The 16,158-nt window shown below is 59.3% G+C and carries 10 protein-coding genes; 5 read left to right on the top strand and 5 right to left on the bottom strand.

Going from position 1 to position 16,158, the window contains the following annotated elements; all coding sequences use genetic code 11:
* Positions 1-155: 155 nt before the first annotated feature.
* Genes sixA through AC3WJP_RS04000 form a run of 3 tightly spaced genes read right to left on the bottom strand, consistent with a single transcriptional unit; the run spans position 156 to position 2,003 of the window.
* On the bottom strand, positions 156-611 hold the full coding sequence (gene sixA / locus AC3WJP_RS03990) for a phosphohistidine phosphatase SixA (RefSeq protein ID WP_493719920.1): 456 nt from the start codon (positions 609-611) through the stop codon (positions 156-158).
* Positions 608-955 carry a DUF4389 domain-containing protein gene (locus AC3WJP_RS03995; RefSeq protein ID WP_493719921.1) on the bottom strand — a complete coding sequence of 116 codons (348 nt, stop codon included), beginning with the start codon at positions 953-955 and terminating at the stop codon, positions 608-610. The genes sixA and AC3WJP_RS03995 overlap by 4 nt, the downstream gene beginning before the upstream one ends.
* A 22-nt stretch (positions 956-977) precedes the next feature.
* The gene (locus tag AC3WJP_RS04000) at positions 978-2,003 is read right to left on the bottom strand and encodes an NAD(P)H-dependent glycerol-3-phosphate dehydrogenase (protein WP_493719922.1); all 1,026 of its coding nucleotides are present in this window, start codon (positions 2,001-2,003) and stop codon (positions 978-980) included.
* Between the two features lie 299 nt (positions 2,004-2,302).
* Between AC3WJP_RS04000 and AC3WJP_RS04005 the strand changes: the two genes are divergently transcribed.
* The 3 genes from AC3WJP_RS04005 to fabB all read left to right on the top strand — a co-directional run bounded on the left by AC3WJP_RS04005 (position 2,303) and on the right by fabB (position 6,284).
* Positions 2,303-4,228 (top strand): ATP-binding protein, encoded by a 1,926-nt coding sequence (locus tag AC3WJP_RS04005; RefSeq protein ID WP_493719923.1) that lies wholly within the window; start codon positions 2,303-2,305, stop codon positions 4,226-4,228.
* Between the two features lie 308 nt (positions 4,229-4,536).
* Positions 4,537-5,052, top strand: coding sequence for a 3-hydroxyacyl-[acyl-carrier-protein] dehydratase FabA (fabA, locus tag AC3WJP_RS04010; RefSeq protein WP_493719924.1), 516 nt, complete (start codon positions 4,537-4,539; stop codon positions 5,050-5,052).
* An 11-nt stretch (positions 5,053-5,063) separates the two neighbouring features.
* On the top strand, positions 5,064-6,284 hold the full coding sequence (gene fabB, locus AC3WJP_RS04015) for a beta-ketoacyl-ACP synthase I (RefSeq protein ID WP_493719925.1): 1,221 nt from the start codon (positions 5,064-5,066) through the stop codon (positions 6,282-6,284).
* A 171-nt stretch (positions 6,285-6,455) separates the two neighbouring features.
* Here the strand turns inward: fabB and AC3WJP_RS04020 are convergent, their stop codons facing one another.
* Both AC3WJP_RS04020 and htpG read right to left on the bottom strand, forming a co-directional pair.
* Positions 6,456-7,184: a dienelactone hydrolase family protein gene (locus AC3WJP_RS04020; protein WP_493719926.1), complete on the bottom strand. Its 729-nt coding sequence runs from the start codon at positions 7,182-7,184 to the stop codon at positions 6,456-6,458.
* Positions 7,185-7,259: 75 nt separating this feature from the next.
* The gene (gene htpG, locus AC3WJP_RS04025) at positions 7,260-9,167 is read right to left on the bottom strand and encodes a molecular chaperone HtpG (RefSeq protein WP_493719927.1); all 1,908 of its coding nucleotides are present in this window, start codon (positions 9,165-9,167) and stop codon (positions 7,260-7,262) included.
* A 313-nt stretch (positions 9,168-9,480) separates the two neighbouring features.
* On the opposite strand from htpG, the gene AC3WJP_RS04030 reads away from it, so the two are divergent.
* Entirely contained in the window at positions 9,481-10,239 is a 759-nt protein-coding gene (locus AC3WJP_RS04030) for a hypothetical protein (protein ID WP_493719928.1), read from the top strand.
* 186 nt (positions 10,240-10,425) lie between these two features.
* Positions 10,426-16,143 (top strand): hypothetical protein, encoded by a 5,718-nt coding sequence (locus AC3WJP_RS04035; RefSeq protein ID WP_493719929.1) that lies wholly within the window; start codon positions 10,426-10,428, stop codon positions 16,141-16,143.
* Positions 16,144-16,158: the final 15 nt, after the last annotated feature.

Genomic DNA, 16,158 nt, shown 5'->3' on the forward strand with positions numbered 1-16,158 from the left:
TAGTGTCCAGAACAGGGAGCCCCAACGGCAGGAGCGAACTCATGGATTGTCCGCAGCGCGCCGCAGATGGGCAATGACCGGAAACGCCATCGCCAGCGGCGTTCCGGTCAGGCGCCGCGACTTGACGTCAACACGACGCGCCTGCACGGCACCGCTCAGGCGTGTCGCAGGCTTTTAAGCGTCATCAACCCGGCCAATGGCCACTCGCCGTCAAGCTCTGCGAGGCTCGCGGTGCCCATGGGATGCTCGTGACTGGCACGGCCCGTATCCAGCACCCCCAGCAAGGCACCGACCAAGGGCTGATGGCTGACCAGCAGGACATTATCCAGACCCAACCCCTCCAGTTGCGCGATGACCGAATCCGGCGATTGCTCCGGCGTCAGCCACGGCACGGTCCTGATCGGCTCGGCATGGCCAAGTGCGTCATGGACCAGCCTTGCAGTCTGCTGCGCCCGCACGTAGGGGCTGGCATAGATAGCATCCAGCGCCACCCCTTGCAGGTACGCGGCGCTGCGCAACACTTCTGCACGCCCCCTGTCGGTCAGTTCGCGCGCCGCATCGGTGGGCGCCTGATTGTGCGCCTCGCCATGGCGCAGCACCCATAGCTTCATAGCTTGGAGTCCTCATCGCGCACCGGATGGGCCGCGGGCGGTACGCTGTGGGGCATTTCGCCTTCAGGTGGACGCGGCGTCGGCCAGTCGCTGAATGGCCAAGGTTTCTGCTCGGTATGGAAGCTGCCGAAGCGGCCGATCTGCGCCAGATACTGGCTGAGACTGTCGCCGAAGTTCATCAGCCCGGCATTCGGTGCGCTGTAGATCAGGCGATAGATCAACTGCACCAGCACCAGCGCGCCGAGCAGGAACTGCGCGACCTGCCAGACGAGGACGAACACCAGCATCCAGACGATACGCAGGATGATCGATTCATGGGTCGAGGGTGGACGAGTAGCGTTCATGAGGGGTTACCTTGGCGAGCAATCAGTTGAAACCGCTGATCGAGATGAAATCGACGTCGGTCTTGGGTTCGGCATGCATCAGCACTTCGATGACCTGCTTCAAGGTACGGCCCTCGAACAGAATCGCGTGCAACCCGGCGACCAGTGGCATGTAGACCTGCGCCTCCTGGGCCTTGGCCTTGAGCACCTTGAGGGTATTGACGCCCTCCGCCACCTCGCCCAGGCGACTGACCGCCTCTTCGAGGCTGAGGCCTTCGCCCAGGGCAAAACCGACCTGATAGTTGCGGCTCTTGGGCGACGAGCAGGTGACGATCAGATCGCCCACCCCGGCGAGGCCGAGGAAGGTCATGGGGTTGGCTCCCTGGCTGACGGCGAAGCGGGTCATCTCCGCCAAGGCCCGGGTGATCAGCATGCTCTTGGTGTTTTCGCCCATGCCCAGGGCCACGGCCATGCCGGCGATGATGGCGTAGACGTTCTTCAGCGCACCGCCAAGCTCGACGCCGAAGCGATCGGAACTGGCGTACACCCGGAACGTCGGGCCATGCAGCGCTTGCTGGACGCTTTGGCAGAGCTGCTCGTCGGCGCTGGCGATGACCGTGGCGGTCAGGGCATGCTCGGCCACTTCGCGGGCCAGGTTCGGCCCGGACAGCACCCCGATACGGGCTCGCGGCGCGATCTCTTCGAGGATTTCGCTCATCAGCTTGAACGACTGGGCCTCGATGCCCTTGGTCAGGCTGACCATCATCTTGCCCGCCAGCAACGCCTCGTGGTCGGCCAGCACCGCACGCAACGCGCTCGACGGCAACGCCACGAAGATCAGCGGCGCCGCCTGCAGCGTGGCCAGCAGGTCGGTGACCGGCTCCACGCCGGGATGCACCTTGATGCCTTTCAGATAGCGTGGGTTTTCCCGCTGCTCGCGCATGGCGCGGGCCTGCTCGGGGTCGCGCATCCACTGCAGCACGCGATGACCATTCTCGGCCAGCAGATTGGCAGCGGCCGTGCCGAAACTGCCTCCACCGAGCACGGCTACAGGCTGTTGTTCAGTCATATTCAATCCGTTAGCGGGTTACTGTGACAAAGGTCGCATTATACGGAGCGGTGTCGGGGCCACCAGTCCTTCGCTATCAGGTGGCAGACTCGCTCTATAAAGCGTAAGACAGCGCCGCAGACGCGGTTCTCCATGAGAATGCGCGTCTGTGACTGAAAATGTCGTAACAGTCAGTTACCATGCTTTATAAATCTTTGTGGACACACTGCTGTCGTGCAACCCCTCCCTCTCCATCATTGCCATCCATCGAGCGCCCCTGGCGTCGATCGCCATGCCGTGGGCGCTGATCGGAGACGTCGATGAAGCACCGGCGCAAGTGGGATATCCATACCCGCACCCAGCTCATCAGCCTGGGCCCGGCGATCTTGCTGACGCTGTTGTTGATCTGTTTTTTCACCTTCGTACGCATTCAGGATCTGCGCCAGGAGCTCAACCACACCGGCCAGTTGATCGCCAACCAGTTGGCCCCGGCCTCCGAGTACGGGGTGGTCACTGGCAACACCGACGTGCTCGAAGCGCTGATGAACGCCACCCTGGCGATCCCCCATGTGCGCTTCCTGGAAATCCAGAACGCCCAGGACCGCATCCTCGCCTATGTCGAGCAACCCACTGACGCCGACACGCCATCGCGGCGCATCGAGGTGTTCCAGGCGCCTATCCGCGAGCAGCGCAACGCCTTCAGGGATGCCACAGAGCGTGGCGTGGCCGCCGGCGAGATCGGTGGCGAGCTGCCGGAATATCTGGGCCGGGTGATCGTCGGCATGTCCGACGACGCGTTCAGCCAGCGCCAGCAGGAAATCGTCCTCAAGGCCGGGGTGCTGGCGCTGTTCGCCTTGATCCTGACCTTTTTGCTGGCCCGACGCCTGTCCCGCGATCTGTCCCAACCGATCAGCGACATGAGCGCCGCCGTTACCGCGATCCGCGAGGGTGATTTCCAGGGTGTCCTGCCGGTACCCCCTGGCGACACCGAATTGGGCGAGCTGGCGCGCCACCTCAACGAACTGGCCACCGGGCTGCAGAAGGCCAGCCACGAGCAGCGCGTGGCCATGGACGAGCTCATCCATACCCGCGAAGAAGCCGAACGCGCCAACAGCGCCAAATCGGAATTCCTGGCGATGATGAGCCATGAACTGCGCACGCCCATGAACGGCGTGCTCGGCATGCTGCAGTTGCTCGAAACCACGCAGATGACCGACGAGCAAAAGGAATATGCCGCCCTGGCGACGCAATCCACAGAGCACTTGCTCAAGGTCATCAACGATATTCTCGATTTCTCCCGTATCGAACGCACCACCCTCGAACTGGAACACATCGCCTTCGACCTGCCGCACCTGATCGAGCTGATAGCCCAGCCCTTCCGCCTCGACGCCGAGCAACGCGGCCTGCGCCTGGAACTGCAGATCGCCGAGGCGCTGCGCGGCGTGCAGGTAGCCGGCGATCCGACGCGGATCCGGCAGATCCTGGTCAACCTGATCGGCAACGCCCTGAAGTTCACCGAGGCGGGCCATGTGCGCATCGAAGTCGCCAGCCAGGCGCTGGATCACGACCTGATCTGGCTGACCTGCACGGTGAGTGACACCGGTATCGGTATCAGCCCGCAGGATCTGGAATCGATGTTCGTCGCCTTCCGTCAGGCCGACAGTTCGATTTCCCGGCGCTACGGCGGTACCGGCCTGGGCCTGCCGATCGCGCGCAACCTGGCGGAGCGCATGGGCGGCACCCTGCATGCCGACAGCGAAGTCGGCCGGGGTTCCACGTTCACGCTTGAGTTGCCGCTGGCGCTGAGCAACAAGCCGTTGCAGGTCAGTGCGCCCGCACCGGTCCGCGCCACCGCCAACGATGGTACCGGGACCTTCGGCAGCGGCTTGCACGTCCTGCTGGTGGAGGACAATCCCGTCAACCAGACCGTGATCGAAGCCATGCTGCGCAGCCTGGGTTTCACCGTCAGCGTGGTCGGCGATGGCGCCCAGGCGATCAGTGAAGTGTCGCGCCTGCGCTTCGACGCGGTGCTGATGGATTGCCGGCTGCCGATCATCGATGGATACGAGGCCACGCGCAGGATTCGTCTGCTAACGTTGCATAACGACGTCCCGGTCATCGCCCTCACCGCCAACGCGCTGCACGGCGACCGCGAGGCCTGTATCGACGCGGGCATGAACGATTACCTGGCCAAGCCGTTCAAACGCAGCGATCTGCTGCTGATTCTGCAGCGCTGGATCTGCTGAAACGGCTATCCGCCACCCTTGTCGAAGCCTTATGTGCCCTCTGGCGGCAATACATCTGCGGACATCGGCGCTAAACGGCTGCCATCAGGTGACGAAAATGTTAGAGTGCGGGAGTCTTTGACATCCACTCGGGCTAAAAGAAACGTCCGAAAAACCATTTCAGTGCACACCTGTACATTCGTATACTCTGTGCTGTGACTTTCATCATTACGCAATAGTCTATGTACAGGCTGCCGACTCGGCCTCTATCCAACGGGTCGATCGGGAAGATTTGCCCCCTGCCAGGCAGGGACTATTGAGGAGCTCGCATGACCAAACAAAACGCCTTTACCCGGGAAGACCTGCTGCGCTGCAGTCGCGGTGAGCTGTTCGGCCAAGGTAATGCGCAACTGCCCGCCGGCAACATGCTGATGGTGGATCGCATCACTCATATCAGCGCAGAAGGCGGTGCATACGGCAAAGGTGAATTGGTCGCCGAGCTGGATATCAACCCTGACCTGTGGTTCTTCGCCTGCCATTTCGAAGGCGACCCGGTGATGCCGGGCTGCCTGGGCCTCGATGCGATGTGGCAGCTGGTCGGCTTTTTCCTCGGCTGGCAGGGCCTGCCGGGCCGCGGCCGGGCGCTGGGTTCAGGCGAAGTGAAGTTCACCGGTCAGGTGCTGCCGACGGCGCAGAAAGTCACCTATAACATCCAGATCAAGCGCGTCCTCAAGGGCAAGCTGAACCTGGCGATCGCCGATGGTACCGTCAGCGTCGACGGTAAGCAGATCTACACCGCCGAAGGCCTCCGGGTCGGCGTGTTCACATCCACCGAAAATTTCTAAGGGTTATCCGCATGCGCCGCGTCGTTATCACTGGTCTGGGCATTGTTTCCTGCTTGGGCAATGACAAAGACACCGTCTCCGCAAACCTGCGGGCGAGCCGCCCTGGCATCCGATTCAACCCGGAATACGCCGAAATGGGGTTGCGCAGCCAGGTTTCCGGCTCCATCGACCTCAACCTCGAAGAGCTGATCGACCGTAAGGTCTTCCGTTTCGTCGGCCACGCCGCAGCCTACGCCTACCTGGCCATGGCCGATGCCATCAAGGATTCGGGCCTGACCGACGAGATGGTCTCCAACCCGCGCACCGGCCTGATCGCCGGTTCGGGCGGCGCGTCGACCCTCAATCAGATGGAAGCGCTGGACATCCTGCGCGAGAAAGGCGTCAAGCGCGTCGGCCCGTACCGCGTGACCCGCACCATGAGCAGCACGGTGTCGGCTTGCCTGGCCACGCCCTTCAAGATCAAGGGCCTGAACTACTCCATCGCTTCGGCCTGCGCCACCAGTGCTCACTGCATCGGTACCGCCATGGAGCAGATCCAGATGGGCAAGCAGGACATCGTCTTCGCCGGCGGTGGTGAAGAAGAGCACTGGAGCCAGTCGTTCCTGTTCGACGCCATGGGCGCCTTGTCCAGCAAGCGCAACGACACCCCCGAGAAAGCCTCCCGCGCCTACGACAACGACCGCGACGGCTTCGTCATCGCCGGCGGCGGTGGCATGGTGGTGGTCGAGGAGCTGGAACACGCTCTGGCCCGCGGCGCCAAGATCTACGCTGAAATCGTCGGCTACGGTGCGACGTCCGATGGCTACGACATGGTCGCGCCAAGCGGTGAAGGCGCCATCCGTTGCATGCAGATGGCCATGTCCACCGTCGACGCGCCGATCGACTACCTGAACACCCACGGCACCTCGACTCCGGTCGGCGACGTCGCGGAAATGAAAGGCGTCCGTGAAGTGTTCGGTGCCAAGGCGCCGGCCATCAGCTCCACCAAGAGCCTGTCGGGTCACTCCCTGGGCGCCGCAGGCGTGCACGAGGCGATCTACTGCATGCTGATGATGGAAGGCAACTTCATCGCCGGCTCGGCCAACATCGACGAACTGGATCCAGCAGTTGCCGATCTGCCGATCCAGACCGTGACCAAGGAAAACGTCGAGCTCAACACCGTGATGAGCAACAGCTTCGGCTTCGGCGGCACCAACGCCACCCTGGTACTGCAACGCTGGCAGGGCAAGTAAGAATCGACCTTGCTTGATACGATAAAGGCGCCGAAAGGCGCCTTTGTCGTTTCCGCTCAAAGCCCCCTGTAGCGAGGGGGCTTGCCCCCGAAAAACCCCAACGAAGACACACAGATAGCGCCTGGTGAATTTTCGGGGGCAAGCCCCCTCGCTACAGGGTCAGGACACGAATCAGTCCTGGAACACTTCATCCAGCAGATAGTGCATCGAGGCAAACGCGCGGTCGGCGACCGTCTTGTTGTACATCTGCACGCCAGGATTGTTGGCCTCGGTATCGGTGAAGGAGTGGTACGCACCGCCGAAGCTGGTCAAGGTCCAATCGACACCGGCGTCGTTCATTTCTTTCTCGAACGCTGGCAGCTGCTCCTTGGGCACCAATGGATCGCTGGCGCCGTGCAGGACCAGGACCTTGCCTTGTATGTTGTTGGCATCGGCCGGGTTCGGCGTATCCAAGGTACCGTGGAACGACACCGCCGCCTTCAATGGCGCGCCGGTACGGGCCAGCTCCAGCGCGCAGCACCCGCCGAAGCAGAAACCGAACGCCGCCAGCTTGGCGCTGTTGACACTCGCCACGGTCTGGCTCTGCAGTTGCTCCAGCGCCGCCTGCATGCGCTTGTTCAGCAGCGCACGATCGTTCTTCAACGGCATCATCGCCGCTGCGGCCTGGTCACCGTTCTGTGGACGCACGGCCTGGCCGTACAAGTCGGCCAGCAGCACCACATAGCCCTTGGAGGCCACGGACTGAGCGATACGCTCGGCACCTTCGCTGACCCCCATCCAGTTCGGCGCCATCACCAGGCCTGGGCGTGGTGAAACGATATCGGCGTCAAACACCAGACGGCTTTCGTAGTCGACGCCATCGATCTGATAGACAACGGATTGAACAGTGACTGCGCTCATGGATTTATCCCCCAATTAGAAGTCTTGACGACTGTAACGAAAAAACCCGCCGAAGCGGGTTTGTTCTGCGACTGGTTAGACTGACAGCTCAACCAGTAACTTGTTCAGGCGACGCACGTACGCCGCCGGGTCTTTCAGGCTGTCCCCTGCCGCCAGTGCGGCCTGGTCGAAAAGGATGTGGGAGAAGTCGGCGAAACGGTCTTCGCTCTGCTCGTTGTCCAGTTTTTCGATCAGTGGGTGAGCCGGGTTGAATTCGAAGATCGGCTTGGAATCCGGCACTTTCTGCCCGCTCGCTTCGAGGATCTGGCGCATCTGCAGGCCGAGGTCCTGCTCACCGATGGCCAGGATTGCCGGCGAATCAGTCAGGCGATGCGAGACGCGCACTTCGCTGACCACATCACCCAATGCAGCCTTGAGGCGCTCGACCAGGCCTTCCTTATTCTTGGCGACTTCTTCCTGAGCCTTTTTGTCCTCTTCGGAGTCCAGCTTGCCCAGGTCCAGGTCGCCACGAGCGACGTCGACGAAGCCCTTGCCATCGAAGTCGGTCAGGTAGCTCATCAGCCACTCGTCGATGCGATCGGTCAGCAGCAGCACTTCGATGCCCTTCTTGCGGAAGACTTCGAGGTGCGGGCTGTCCTTGACCTGCGCATAGGATTCGCCGGTCAGGAAGTAGATCTTGTCCTGGCCTTCCTTGGCGCGAGCCAGGTATTCGGCCAGGCCGACGGACTGCTCGCCGCTGCTGTCGTGAGTCGATGCGAAGCGCAGCAGGCCGGCAATCTTCTCTTTGTTGGCGAAGTCTTCGGCCGGGCCTTCCTTGATGACCTGGCCAAAGTTTTTCCAGAAGCCCTTGTACTGCTCGGGTTGGTTCTTCGCCAGTTTTTCCAGCATGTCCAGCACGCGCTTGGTCAAGGCCGATTTCATCGAATCGATGATCGGATCCTTCTGCAGGATCTCCCGCGACACGTTCAGCGACAGGTCGTTGGAGTCGACCACGCCCTTGATGAAGCGCAGGTACAGGGGCAGGAAGGATTCGGCCTGGTCCATGACGAACACGCGCTGTACGTAGAGCTTCAGGCCGCGAGGCGCTTCACGCTGGTACAGGTCGAACGGCGCGCGGGCCGGCACATACAGCAGCGAGCTGTATTCCAGCTTGCCTTCGACCTTGTTGTGGCTCCAGCTCAGCGGGTTTTCGTAGTCGTGGCCGATGTGTTTGTAGAACTCCTGGTATTCCTCGTCCTTGATCTCGGCACGCGGACGGGTCCACAGGGCGCTGGCGCGGTTGACGGTTTCCCATTCCAGCGCCGGCGGCTCTTCGCCTTCGGCGGCGGGCGCCTGCTCTTTAGGCAATTCGATCGGCAAGGCGATGTGATCGGAGTACTTCTTGATGATGTTGCGCAGGCGGTAGCCGTCGGCGAATTCGTCTTCAGCGGCCTTGAGGTGCAGCACGATGCGGGTACCGCGCTCGGCCTTGTCGATGTTGGCGACTTCGAATTCGCCCTCGCCCTTGGACGACCAGTGTACGCCTTCGCTGGCAGCGAGGCCGGCACGGCGGCTGAACACTTCGACCTGGTCGGCGACGATGAACGCCGAGTAGAAACCGACGCCGAACTGACCGATCAGGTGCGAGTCCTTTTTCTGGTCGCCGCTGAGGTTCTTCATGAAGTCGGCGGTGCCGGACTTGGCGATGGTGCCCAGATGAGTGATCACGTCCTGGCGGCTCATGCCGATGCCGTTGTCTTCGAGGGTGACGGTCTTGGCGTCCTTGTCGAAGCTCACGCGGATCTTCAGCTCGCCGGCGTCTTCGAGCAGCTCGGGCTTGGCCAGGGCTTCGAAGCGCAGCTTGTCGACGGCGTCGGATGCGTTGGAGATCAATTCGCGAAGGAAGATTTCCTTGTTGGAATACAGCGAATGGATCATGAGGTGCAGCAGTTGCTTCACCTCGGTCTGGAAGCCCAGGGTTTCTTTTTGAGTTTCCACACTCATGGTCACACACTCCAATCAGATGGTAGAAGCCGCTCGATCACCGGAGCCAAAGCCCCGAGCCGATCGATGAGCGGCGGGATGACAAACAGATGGGGGCTGGCGGGAGGATTTCAAGAGGGGGGCGATCGGCTGAATGAGCAAAAGCGTAGAGTCGCTGCTGCGCTGTGCGGCGACAGGAAATTTTACTCACGCTTACAAAGGATTCGAGATATAGGAGTTCTGGCTGTTTTTCCCTGAGAGCACGACGGCTAGTTTGGGTAGTCCCGGCAAGCCAGTCGGGGTAAATTTCAGGATATATACTCAAGGTCCGTAAATGCCAATTACCAATCACACACAGTCCATGGCACCGATCATGCCCTCGCCACATGCAACGTCAGCTTCTTCGTCCCGCCAAGGCAAAATCGCCCACGCACTGAGCAGCACGGCTAACTCGCCAAATGTATTGGCGTCGGATCTTCGGGGCATTGACTACCCCGCCGACTTTAAATGGGAAGGCTTCGATCCCGACACTTATCTAGGCAGCACCGACGTTGACGCCTTTGGGGAATTATGCCAATGCACTGCTGTATATCGAAACGCCAAAGGCATGATAGAGCGTAAGAACATAAACGTAGTCTACCTGCCCATACCTGGCGAGGTATCCATGGTTAGCGGCGATCCCCTGCTCCACCCATTATTGAGAACCAGCAGCTATAGCCCCCTGCTGGAAGGCGATGTGATAGTCGCCTCGAAAACGGTATCAGGCGCTAGGCGCTATGCTGAAAACCAGGGTTATACAGATTATACGCTGGCCGAGATAAACTGCTTTGGTGTGCGCACCGTCTCGGTAGTGGAAAACGCATTGCATAACTCTACAACTCTAGAGCAGACCATCGGGCTTAGATTAGGGAGAATCCACGAGCTCATTGCCCAAAATGGGTTTGAACAAGCCGACCTGATTTCTCGCGGCGACGATGCAATACATGTAAATTTCAGCGATATCGATAAAGCGAAAATAAAGCACCCGATCGAAATCTATTTATCATCATCAAATCAACCACTACTGGCGAAACTTACCGCCAAGTTGCGCTGAAGGTGACCGAACGACCCAAGATCAGCATTTCAGACCTGCAAACCCTTATTAGTTACGCAAGGTTACAACTGAATCGAAAAATAGGAATTTACCCTCTTCTGATGGCCACCGGCAACCGCTAGCTTGCGTGCCGCCGGTGAGCCTGCCGGGGAAAGAGTTCCTGTTATCCATTCAAGGACCAATGCAATGCCAGTTAGCTTGAACCCAACAGTGACAGTAAAACATTATTCTCCGCTCCGTGAAGTACCTGAAGACCCTACCCTGCTAGTCGCTGAGAAACTGATAAAGGCGCTGAACTCGATACGGCCGAAGACACCAGCCGCTACTGAGCCTGCAAGCCAAGGGCTCAAGCCCTCCCTGGGCGCATTGTTGGCTGGCGTAGCCGTGGGTGGCGCCACGAGCGCCGTCGGCTTTCCCATCGCGGGCTTTGCGTTGACCTATGGTTCCGTCAGCCTGATAGCCTCGATGCTGGGTCAATACACCTCAGCGCAAGACACCCGGACCCAGAACGAAAAACCCGCCCGCGATGCAGCCAATGCCAAGCTTGCCGCGCAAGTATTTGAAAAGGTGCTGGGTGTGTTCAATTCGACCCAGCAGGATTTCCTGCTCGATAGCCTTAAGGGCTATGAAGACAGACTTAATCTCCCCCTGCTGGTCAACAATTTGCTGGTGGCTCTCGACACGGCGCGCCCAGGTACCAGCATCGAGACGCTATTGGCTACGTTGCCGGTAAAGCAGTGGGTAGAGGCCGAAGAAGCTGCTCAGGACTCGAGAAACAAAACACTGCGCCAGGAGGAACGAAACAGCGCAATCCTCTCTTTCCTAAATTACCTGACACCGAGCGTCCCGCGCATAACAGCAGGACTCGATCCCCATCGCGATCATCTGGCTGGCGCGACGAAAGCCTTCTCCGAGGTATCGCGAGGCAAGTCAGAAGCCTCGGCCCAGCGCCAGGCGATAACCACAGAGAAACTGAGTAACTGGCCTGCAGAACTTGCCAAGGCCAGCTACGAGGCGAAGCTTGATCAGTTATCGATTAAATTTGAAGCCGCCAGTCAAGCCTACAAGGCCAAGACTTCGGCAGCGCCCGATTTCGTCCAGCTGGGTCAGACCTTTCGCGAGCTAAAGCACGAACTAACGGTGACGAAACTGCAACATGATATCTACACGACTACCGATCTCGAGACCAAAAAAGAGTTGCGATCCAAACTTTCCAACATAATGGAAAGGGAGTCACACACTGTACTGATGCATGAAAACTCTGAACGATACTACGTTAAGCACGATCCAGACACGGCATTTCGCCGCGATTATCATGCTGACAAGCGTCGCTCCTCGGATATTGGCGCCAGCCAGCCTGCGGCAGCCCCAAAAGCTGACAAGCCACAGGGTAATACCAACGCCCCCGCCCCTGCACAATCACCCGGTTCACAAGCACTGCAACAAGTGGCCATCGCTGGCGTGGGAGCAGGCCTTGGGGCCCTCGTCGGTCAACCCGTCGCAGGCGCTGTGCTGGCGTTCGCCATGAGCAGGCCCGCAAAAGCTGCAACGACGCCGAGCTGGACGGCGCCCTTGATGCCACTGACGGTGGTCGACACCCCTCCCCTGACCCTCAACAATCATACCCAAGCCGCTGACCAGGCGCTATTCAAGGCCTTCGCCGAGCAATGGGACCGGTACAAGGGCGATCTGGAGGTCACGGAGCAAAAGCAACTACTGGAAGCGGCACGCAAGGATCTGGAAATACAGGTCGAATTAGGCAAGCGGATCGAGGCACGCGACAAGACATCCAAATCCATCCTCGAAAAGGACCTCGGAAAAGCACTGACGAACGAGTTCAAGCAGCCTATCGACCCCCACAAGGTGTATTTCAAGACGTACTACGAACAGGCCAAACACGATCCATCACAGATCCACGAAGTCTCGCTCTATGACGCCACCCGGAGAAATTTCGATTGGCGAGAATCCAATCGGGACCCTGCCGCCATTACCGACGGCAACACCGATATCGTCGACGCCAGCGGCAAAAAATTGAGAATTTCGGTCAGCGCCATGCAAACCGCGATCCGCGCGTTCGACCTGGGCGGACGCCGTGCCGAACAGTTTAAAGAAGTGCAGGTCAAGGAGTTGACCCAACAAGCCGGATCGGCGCAGTGGGAGAGCGCTTGCCTGGACTTCAAGCGGCGCACAGGCAACCTGACACCGGCACTCAAGGGAGCCCTGAATAGTACCCGCTGGAAATCCTTTGCCCTTGGCCTGGACGGTAGCGCCGAGCACCAATCCGCAGACACCAAGTTGGCGCTGCCGCTCATGCTTATCGACAGCGAGGGCGTGACCTATAGTTACTTCCCCGGCAGACCGGGGGGCGCGCTGCAAGCCCATGCCAGCGAACAAGCGGCGATCACCGACTTCAACGAGAAAATCATCACCGATGGCAAGGCCGGAACACTGGGCTGGCTGTACCGTGGCATGTCTTTCGGCGACCAGATAAAACTCGATACCTTTCTAAAGACCAAGGAAAGCGTTGCCAAAGCGAATGAAGTCAGCATATCCGACGACACCTATACTCAACTCTTCGTGCACTACATCCGCAATCCCCTCGCCAACTTCCTGCAAGAGAAGTTGGGCTCGGCGCCGATCCCCAAGGCCGAGCGATTGCGCGTGATTGCCGATACGCCGGGCGGGAACAAACGCGTCAGTATGCAGGCGGCCATCTCGACCAAGGTCACGCAACGTTTGGAAAGCGACTGGAACTTCGGTCTGCGCACCACCGGCGAAGCGAACTTGCAAGGTGTGGAGGCTTTCGTCAGCGATGCAGCCAAGCAAATGATGGAACTGTTCCAGCTGCCGCTGTCGGGCGTTGGCCTGAACTGGCTACTGACAGCGGTGTTTGGCGCCAGTCTCGGCGTGACAATCACCGAGGCCATCGTCGGACTGACGAAAGGTGACAACACCGATGCAGTACAGGCGGGGGCAGATGTCATTGACCTTCTTGCCAACGGCGCAATGCAAGGGGCTGCTATCAGGCTTGGCGATCGACGGGCGAAAAACATCATCGACAACATGCAAAAACCCGAGGCCGGCCTCGATCATAAAGTGCTGACCGTTATTATCGCCAAACAGCAACTATCGAGTTACGTGACCGATCAGATCGTGCCACTGACCGGCGAGCCCGATCAACATGGCGTATACCATCAGGACAAACGTGCGCTGGTACAGATCAAGCATGAAGACACGTTGAAAACCGCCGAAGTCAAATATGATCCGCAAATAAGCGCCTATCGCCTGAGCAACGGCCCCGAGAACGCCTACCAGCCGCCAGTCCGCTACGATGAATCACTCAAACACTGCGTCGTCGACACCAGCCTGGATACCCGTGATTATTCCGATGTCGAATTGTTGAAGTGGATGCTGCCGATCTCTGACGCATCGACCCCGCTAAGTGCCGAAGCGCTCAAACAAGTCCTGGACCAGACCGGCACTACTCGCGCCGATTTGATCGCCCGCTGGAAAGGCCAGGCGATAGATGAGGCGCACATCCTCGATGCGGTGGCAGACCGGCAACTGAAGAACGATATCGCCTCGGCCAGCAAGACCGCCGACACCCGCGATGCCGTGCCCACGGTCGGGGAAGAACGGGTGATATTGCCGGTACTGGCCGAAAAGGCCGGGCTGGCGTTGAACATTCGCAATCCCGATGGGAGCCTCTATGCGTCCTACACCCCCGAGGGTCAACTTGCGTCACAAGATGCAATCGATCTGATACGCGACAACGCGGGTGAATACCGCCCGACTGTCGGCTCACATGCCACTGACCTGCCCAACGCGGATTCACTCTGGCGTGAGACGCTCAAGGCTCATGAAAAAATAACCGGGCACAGCCAATTAGGTCACAACTACCAAGATAACTCCTTCAATGGCAGGCTGGCCGAATTGAAATCTCAGGTGGGCGCGCGTATTGCCGCCGATCAGCACATTCTGCATGCGGCGCTTGGCAGCCAAAAGGTCCGAGACGACTTGCCCCTTGTTTCCCCTGCGCGTCACTACGCCCCTACTGCTGCCGCGCACCTGCAGGCCAGTGCCAATGTCAACACGCTGAGACGCTTTTACCCCGAACTGTCGCTCAATACCGCGAGAATCCTGCTTGAGCGCCATGGGCCAATCGATATATCCAAGCGGTCATCACGGGAGAGCCTGCCCGACCCGCTAAAGCGGGCCTGTGACGCACAAACCGGTGCGATTCATATGGATACAGCGCTGGCAAGCCTGGCGAGTCCGACGGTCCAGCCCGTCAACCTGAACGCCGAGGCACTGCTCTGCATTGCCATTACTGGGCACAAGAACGCGAACTTCCGCATCCGCATTACCGACGACCAAGGAGGTAGCGGGGCCACATATGGCAACACTCGACATTCGGACGTCGTCAATATCATCAGATATCAGGACGGTAAATACGCGGCCGCGCGCGACGGCAACGAAATTGGGCCTTATGCCGATTCCAACCCCCTGATCAGCTCCATGCTGCGGGCAATGACTGCCACGCAGCGAGACGCCCTGGGCGTCAAGGAAAATTCGGCCCAACGCGTCGCCGATTGGTCGGTTGCGTTCTACAAGAACCCACAGCGCCGAGGGGCAGGCTCCAACGCGCTGCTGGAACAGCGAACCCCTCAGTTGAGTCAAGAGGAGGTGCGCTCATACAAAGCGAAAAACATTCAATTGGCAGGACTGCGGCCCGACGCAAGAGGGGTATACGTCCATCCCAACGGCAAGTCATATATCGCCATAGGCAACAGCCCTATCCAGATCAAAGCGGACTCGCTCTATATGCGCAACCGCGAGCCGTTGATACGCATGGTCAAGCCCGGTACTCAGCACGCCGCACTCCCAGGAGAAACATACAACCCGGCCTGGGGCAATGGCCTGGCAGTGACGCATGTTGTTAAGGATCAATGGGCCATCGCACGCGTTGGACTATTGGGTGGAGTCAACGTCCGCAGAGATGCCAATAAGATCTTGCAGGGCGTTTACTCCGCGTCCCATGACGATGTGCAGGCGATACTCGACCAATACGACTTTCCGAATGCCGCGTCGAGCATGCACACCGAATATGAATTTGCGCACCATTTGCAGCGAACCTTAGCTGTCCCTGATTGGGCAGAGCAGTATCGACGGCCCCCCGTTCCTGACGGGTACCACAGGATGCCAGATGGCAATCTGGTAGAGCTGCGGGATCTATTCCCCCTCCTACCAGTGCCCGTCTACCAGCCGGCAATACCCAATGCGATAGACATCGATCTGCCTATCGACCCGCCTCAGAACAGCCCAGTTGCGTCGCCCGGGGGACCAGTCGACTCGCCCGGCGGCGGCATACGCATGGACGACGAAGCGAATCTGGTGCGGGAAAATACACATGCGCAAAACTTGATCCTGCCGCAGGGTACTTACCTGAACAGCCGAGGTTGTATAGAGAGAAAAGGGGCTGCTGGCGAATACCTTTACCGAGCAATCGATGAAGATGCCTATGAGCGTGGCGGTGATCCAAGCACATGGGGATTCGAGAAATCCATCAACTTCGGTGCTGTCCCCAAAATGCTGGATGGCGATGCGGTCATTACGTCTGCTACCGAGGAAGGCGCGCGCATATTCGCGAGTGACCAGTACGGAAACGATTTCAGAATTTTCAAAATAAACGCCCAAGGATTGTCCATGGTTTCATTACGGGAAAACGTAGCGTCCAATCCTGACTTTATGGATGAGCGCCAGCATGAGGCCCCCGGGACCATTGCAAGATTAACCGCGCAGAATCAACTCATGACCTACGCAGAGAGGGCGTATCTGCTTGACGAAGTGCATATCGAAGATAGCGTAGGTAGCGATCGGATCGAAGAAATACGCATGATCTGACACCGTGCATCGCTG

Source organism: Pseudomonas sp. GW821-FHT01A09, assembly GCF_058986725.1.